We start from the raw sequence: 7,154 nt of genomic DNA on the forward strand, positions 1-7,154 counted from the left end.
TCCCCTGGACCAGGACCCGGGCCAGGCCGAGCTGGGCCAGTTCGTGCACCAGGCGCTGGAGGATTTTGTGCGCCAGTGCCCGGGGGAGATTCCGGATGGTGCGCTGGAGATCCTGCTGGACTGCGGGAAAAAGGCGTTTGGCGATCACCTGGCGCGGCCCGAGGTGTGGACTTTCTGGTGGCCGCGGTTTGAAAGGGTGGCCCGGTGGTTCACAGGGTGGGAGCGGGCGCACCGCCGATCCGGCGCCCGTCCCCTGGCCACCGAAGTGAAAGGCTCCATGACCCGCCTGTCCGGCGGCGGTGCATTTACCCTGCGGGCGCGGGCGGACCGGATCGACCTGCTGGCCGACAGCAGTGTGGCCATTCTGGATTACAAGACCGGCGCTGTGCCCACGAAGGCCGAAGTGGCGGCGGGCCTCTCGCCCCAGCTGCCGCTGGAAGCGCTGATCATGCAGCACAGCGGGTTCGAGGGACTGGAATCCCGCCGGACGGGGGAGATGCTGTACCTCCAGCTGTCCGGCCGCAGCAGCGAGCCCGGAAAGGCCATTTCCGCAGGCGACTGCCTGCCGCTGGTGGAAGGAGCATTGCACGGGCTGGAGGCACTCGTCGCCATTTTTGATGTCCCGGAAACACCCTATCTGTCCCGTCCGGATCCGCGTCATGCGCCCCGGTACAGCGACTACAACCACCTGGCCCGGGTCGGGGAGTGGGGCCAGTCAAACGGATAATGGCCATCTGACTTCGGTTTTCTGCGCTTCCGGTGCTCATGTACTTTCATGTACACTGCGCTCCGGTTCCCGAAAACTCTCGTCATCTGACTCATTCTGCGTTGATTGTCCACACTCCCTGGTCATGAATGAATAATGCCGTGCGTCCCCCCGATCCTGCCGTGGTCCAGCGCCGGGCATCCGATCCGGATGTTTCCGTATGGGTGGGCGCATCGGCGGGCACCGGCAAGACGCGGGTGCTTACTGACCGCGTCCTGCGCCTGCTTCTGGCGGGAACGCTGCCCCAGCGCATCCTGTGCCTGACCTATACAAAGGCCGCAGCCACGGAAATGGCCAATCGCCTGAACGATACCCTTGGTCTGTGGGCCACGGTGGGGGAGGGGGAGCTGGACGGCGCGCTGGAGCGTCTTCTGGGCCGCCGGGCGGAGGCGCAGGAAAAACAGGCTGCCCGTCGTCTGTTTGCGCAGGTTCTGGAATGCCCGGGCGGCATGAACATCCAGACCATTCATGCGTTCTGCCAGTCGCTGCTGGGCCGATTTCCGCTGGAGGCCGGGGTGCGTCCCGGCTTCACCCTGCTGGACGACCGCGGCGCGCAGGAGCTTCTGGACCAGGCCCTGCACCGGGTGCTGCAGCAGGCGCGGGATAGTGAAGGGAACTTTCTGGCCGCAGCGGTCAGCCTGCTGACGGAACGTGTCCATGCGGATGGTTTCCGCGATCTGGTGCACGAAATGGCCGCCCAGCGCAGCCGCCTGCGCCGGGTTCTGGAGATCCACGGCGGTGTGGACGGAGCGGTGCAGGCGGTATCCCGCTTTCTGAACGTGAGTCCGGACGAAACGCCGGACAGTATATCTCTGGCCGCGTGTCAGGACGCAGCGCTGGACCTGGCTGGTTTGCGCAAGGTCTGTGCGTTGCTGTCGAGGGGCAGCAAAACGGACGTGGAGCGGGGCCAGGGGATCCAGGCCTGGCTCGACGCTGCGCCGGACCAGCGGGTGAAAATGCTGGACATTTACACAGGGCATTTCACCACAAAGGACGGGGATGTCCTGAAAACCCTGGCCACCAAAAAGGTGCTGGAGGCGGCCCCCGATACAGACACCGTCCTGCGCACCGAGGCCCGGCGCCTGCTGGCGCTGGAGGAGCGGCGCCAGTGCGTGGAGACAGCGCGCGCCACAGCGGCGTTCCTGCATCTGGGGGACAGGCTTCTGGATATCTACGGCGGGCTTCTGTCTGCCCGGGGCGCCATGGATTTCGACAGCGTGATCCTGTCCACCTGCCGCCTGCTGGGGTCCAGCGCCATGGCTCCCTGGGTGCTGTTCCGGCTGGACGGCGGGCTGGACCACATCCTGGTGGACGAGGCGCAGGACACCAACCCCGAGCAGTGGCAGATCGTGGCCGCGCTGGCAGAGGAATTCTTCTCGGGCCAGGGCGCGCGGGAAACTTCCCGCACCTTGTTTGTGGTAGGGGACGAAAAGCAGTCCATCTTCAGTTTCCAGCGGGCCGACGTGGCGGAATTCAGCCGCATGCGCCAGTATTTTGACCACAGGATCGCCGCCGCGGGACAGGACTTCCGCCCGGTGGACATGACCATTTCCTTCCGCTCCACCGATGCGGTGCTGAAAGCCGTGGACCGGGTGTTCGCCCTGCCCGCGGCCCGGGATGGCGTTGCGGACCAGGCGGTGCGGCACACGGCGTATCGCCGCGGCCAGGCGGGTGTTGTGGAGCTGTGGCCCCTCGTCACAGCTGCCGAAGGGGAAGAGGACCGCGCGCCCTGGACCCTGCCGCTGAAGCGTGTGCCGCTGGACGATCCTGCTGCGCGGCTGGCCGGTATTATCGCCGGGCGCATCCGTACCTGGCTGGACAGCGGAGAGGTTCTGGCTTCCCGCAACCGCCCTGTGCGGCCGGGGGATATCATGATCCTGGTCCAGCGGCGCGATGCGTTCATGGAGCACATGGTCCGCGCCCTGAAGGACCGGCAGATTCCGGTCATGGGTATCGACCGTATGGTGCTGGCGCAGCAGCTGGCCGTCCAGGACCTGTGCGCCCTGGGGCACTTCCTGCTGTATCCCGGCGATGACCTGACCCTGGCGAGCCTGCTGAAGACGCCCCTGGTAGGCCTGTCCGAGGATGATCTGTTCGCCCTGGCGTGGAAGCGCAAGGGAACCCTGTGGCAGGCGCTGGCCGACAGGGAAGGGGAGGGTGAGCCATGGGCCGGAATCCACGCCTGGCTGTCGGGCCTTCTGGAACGGACGGATTTTGTCTCTCCCTTCGCGCTGTTTTCCGGGGTGCTGTCCACACCCTGTCCGGCCGACGCACGCAGTGGCCGCCGGGCATTCCTGAAGCGCCTTGGGGCGGAAGCGCGGGAGGCGCTGGACGAGTTCCTGTCCGCCTGCCTGATGTTCGGCCGGGACCATCCGTCCTCCCTCCAGATGTTTCTGCACTGGATCGCCACCGACGCCAGCGCCATCAAGCGCGAAATGGACGCGGCTACCGGGGACGGAGAGGGCCAGGTGCGCATCATGACCACCCACGGGGCCAAAGGGCTGCAGGCTCCCATCGTCTTTCTGCCCGATACCACGCGGGTATCCATCCAGACACCGGATGTCCTGTGGCCCGATACGTTTGTGCTGGCCCAGCCTGCGCGCCATGCGGGAGAACGCCTGGTGCCCCTGTGCTCTCCGCGCAAGGGGGAGGACTGCACAGCTGCCGTGCAGGCCCGGCAGGTGATCGATCACCGCCGGGACCAGGAAGCCCGCCGTCTTCTGTATGTGGCCATGACGCGGGCCGAGGACCGGCTGTACGTGTGCGGATACGAAACCGGTGTCCGCCGCCGTGGCCTGCCTGACAACAGCTGGTACACCCTGGTGTCCCAGGCACTGGCGGACTTTGGCCAGCCGGTGGATGTTGATTTTGCCACAGACCCGGGCCGCCGGTACGCAGACGTGCAGACAGCGCCGCCGGAAAAAGGCCTGGACAGTGGTGTGCCTCCATCCGCCATTCTGCCCCTGGAAGAGTGGGTCCTGCAGCCGCTGGTCCCCGATCCTGTGCCCGGCAGGCCCCTGTCTCCCAGCCGGCCGGCTGAACCGGATCCGCCCGTGCGCTCCCCTGTCAGCGAGGGGGATGACACGGTCCGCTTCCGCCGCGGGATCATCATCCACCGCCTGCTGCAGACCCTGCCGGCTCTGCCTGTGAAGCGTCGGCGGGAGGCTGCACGGCGCTTTCTGGACAGTTCAGCCCGCGATCTGCCCGCGCCGCAGCAGGACCGGATCCTGGAGGAAACCCTGGCAGTGCTGGAACATCCGGACTTCACGCCCCTGTTCGGGCCTGACAGCCAGGCCGAGGTTCCCGTCGTGGCTGTTCTGGACGGCCGGGTGCTGTCGGGGCAGATTGACCGCCTGTGCCTGGTGGACGGCGAGGTATGGATCGTGGACTACAAGACCAACCGCCCGCCGCCGGACGATGCTGCAGGTGTGGCTCCAGTCTATGTGGCCCAGCTGGCGGCATACCGCGAGGCCTTTGAGCGCATCTGGCCCGACCGGCGCATCCGCACTTTCCTGCTGTGGACGGATGTTTTGCGGCTGATGGAGATTCAGGAAGCAGGAACCTGAATCCTTTTTACCTCTCCCCCGAAAGCAAAGGAGAACCCTCATGGCTACTACCAAGACCACCAAAACCAAGACGACCCGCACCCCAACCCACCTCGTCTATCAGGTGCGCGAGCGCGAGGACGACAAGGCTATCTGGACCCGGATCGGTGCCTGCTGGCCGCACGCAGACGGCAAGGGCTTCAGCATGGAGCTGAGCGCAACCCCGCTCAACGGGCGACTCAGCATCCGCGGCCTACGAGCCGCTGCCGCAGACAGGCCGCCAATGAAGCGGCTCGATGCCAAGGCCCCGGAAGTTCCGGGGCCTTTCATCGCCAGGACTTGGCGCAACAACCGCCCCAACCATTTCCATATATGGACGAATATGGGTGTAAATTCGGCTGGACATATGGATGAATACGGGTATGTTTTTGGCGTGGGGGCTTCTCATGCTGAAAACGGATACCACCCAGATCACGCCCGAATTGCTGGGGCTGATCGCAGAAATCGACGAGTTCAAGGGCGCTTGGCGCGCCCTTGGCACCCTTGCGTCCGAACGCCTGAAGGCGTTGCGCCATGTCGCCACCATCGAAAGCATCGGCTCTTCCACCCGCATCGAGGGCAGCAAGCTGACCGACCGCGAGGTGGAGCGCCTTCTCGCCAACCTGGAAATCAAGAAATTCATCAGTCGTGACGAGCAGGAAGTTGCCGGCTACGCTGCGGTGATGGAAACCGTCTTCCAGGCATGGGGCGACATTCCCATCACGGAAAATCATATCAAGCAGCTACACCGCGACCTTCTCCGCTACAGCGAGAAGGACGAGCGCCATCGCGGCGAATACAAGACCATTCGCAACGACGTGGGCGCGTTCGACCAGGCCGGCAAGATGATCGGCATCGTGTTCGAGACGGCCACGCCCTTCGACACGCCGCATCGCATGGCCGAACTGTTTGCCTGGCTCAATGAAGCCCGGGAGCTGCGCCGCATTCACCCGCTGCTGATTGTCGCCGTGTTCATCGTCGTGTTCCTGGAAATCCATCCCTTCCAGGACGGCAACGGCCGCTTGAGCCGCGTCCTGACAACGCTGCTGCTGTTGCAGGCCGGCTATGCCTATGTGCCCTATTCGTCGCTTGAAAGCGTGATTGAGAACAGCAAGGAATCCTACTATCTCGCGCTGCGCCAGACTCAGGGCACCATCCGCACCGATGCACCCGACTGGCAGCCCTGGACGATGTTTTTCATCCGCGCGCTTCAAAACCAGAAGCGCCGGCTGGCAGAAAAGGTCGAGCGCGAGAAGCTGATGGTGGCCGCCCTGCCGGAACTGGCGGCGCAGATCATCGACCATGTGCGCCGGCATGGCCGCGTCACCATCGGCGAGATGATCCGCACGACCGGCGCAAGCCGCAACACGCTGAAGGAGCACTTCCGTCGGCTGCACGAGCAAGGCCAGCTCGCGCGCCACGGCATCGGCAAGGGGACTTGGTATGCCTTGCCATGAAACGCTTTTTGGGAATCGCTGAATGAACGCTGTCGAAATCGAAGAAGCCGTAACGGCACTGGCAGAGCGTCCCTTCGACGCCGCCGAGTTCCCGTATGCGTTTCTCGAAGCGTTCGGCAACAAGGAAACGACCATCAAGCGTCTGCGTGCGGGCGCATCGAACAAATCCGACCTTGGCGGCGTGCTCCAGACGAATAACATCCACATCGCCGTTGCCCCGCAAGGCGAGGTGACAAGGACGCTGGCCGCGCTGAAGGCAAGCCCGGCCACAACGAAAGCCAAGGCCCAATTCATTCTGGCAACGGACGGCGACACGTTTGAGGCCGAGGATTTAGAATCGGGCGAGACGGTCGCTTGCGACTACACCAACTTTCCAGACCATTTCGGCTTCTTCCTGGCGCTGGCCGGAATCAGCACCGTCCGCCAGGTCCGCGAAAGCTCATTCGACATTCGGGCAACCAGCCGGTTGAACCGGCTCTATATCCAGCTTCTGAACGACAACCCCGATTGGGGCACTGCCGAGCGCCGCCCGGACATGAACCATTTCATGGCGCGTCTGATCTTCTGCTTCTTCGCGGAGGATACCGACATTTTCAACGGTTCGGGCCTGTTCACCGCCACCATCGACCAGATGAGCGAGCGCGATTCATCGAACACGCATGAGGTAATCGGCGCGATCTTCCGGGCGATGAACATTAAACTTGCGAATCGCGCTGCTGCGAACCTGCCCCGCTGGGCCGACGGGTTTCCGTATGTGAATGGCGGGCTGTTTTCCGGCGACATGAGCGTTCCGCGCTTCAGTAAGATCGCGCGGACCTACCTGCTGCACATTGGCAATCTCGATTGGACGAAGATCAACCCCGACATCTTCGGCTCGATGATCCAGGCGGTGGCGGATGAGGAGGAACGCGGCGCCTTGGGCATGCACTACACCAGCGTGCCGAACATCCTCAAGGTGCTGAACCCCCTCTTCCTCGACGACCTGCGCGCCCGGCTGGAGGAGGCGGGAGACAATGCCCGCAAGCTGCTGAACCTGCGCCAGCGAATCGCCCGCATCCGCGTCTTCGACCCCGCTTGCGGTTCCGGCAATTTCCTCGTCATCGCCTACAAGCAGATGCGCGAGATCGAAGCGGAGATCAACCGCCGCCGCGGCGAGGCCGAGCAACGCTCGGAGATCCCGCTCACCAACTTCCGCGGCATCGAACTGCGCCACTTCTCCGCCGAAATTGCCCGCCTCGCCCTCATCATCGCCGAGTATCAGTGCGACGTGCTTTATCGCGGCGAGCAGCTCGCCCTCGCCGAGTTCCTCCCGCTCGAAGCCGCCAACTGGATCACCTGCGGCAACGC

At 64.3% G+C, this 7,154-nt stretch carries 4 protein-coding genes and 1 pseudogene; all 5 read left to right on the top strand.

Features of this window, described 5'->3' with window-relative positions:
• Positions 1–727: PD-(D/E)XK nuclease family protein (locus M3O22_07890; GenBank protein ID MDP9196666.1), on the top strand; the 727-nt coding region annotated here is incomplete at its 5' end.
• A gap of 140 nt (positions 728–867) precedes the next feature.
• Positions 868–4,332, top strand: a complete 3,465-nt coding sequence (gene addA, locus M3O22_07895; protein MDP9196667.1) for a double-strand break repair helicase AddA — start codon at positions 868–870, stop codon at positions 4,330–4,332.
• Positions 4,333–4,372: 40 nt separating this feature from the next.
• Positions 4,373–4,561 (top strand): annotated as a pseudogene (locus M3O22_07900) (hypothetical protein).
• Between the two features lie 196 nt (positions 4,562–4,757).
• The gene (locus M3O22_07905) at positions 4,758–5,807 is read left to right on the top strand and encodes a DUF977 family protein (GenBank protein MDP9196668.1); all 1,050 of its coding nucleotides are present in this window, start codon (positions 4,758–4,760) and stop codon (positions 5,805–5,807) included.
• A gap of 22 nt (positions 5,808–5,829) precedes the next feature.
• Positions 5,830–7,154 (top strand): class I SAM-dependent DNA methyltransferase (locus tag M3O22_07910; protein ID MDP9196669.1); only part of this gene is annotated, 1,325 nt, incomplete at its 3' end.

The organism is Pseudomonadota bacterium, assembly GCA_030775045.1.
Taxonomy (GTDB): Bacteria; Pseudomonadota; Alphaproteobacteria; order JALYJY01; family JALYJY01; genus JALYJY01.

What these genes read in the sequence shown, in the direction of transcription:
- M3O22_07905 (MDP9196668.1), top strand. Translation starts at nt 4,758, where the DNA reads ATGCTGAAAACGGATACCACCCAGATCACGCCCGAATTGCTGGGGCTG.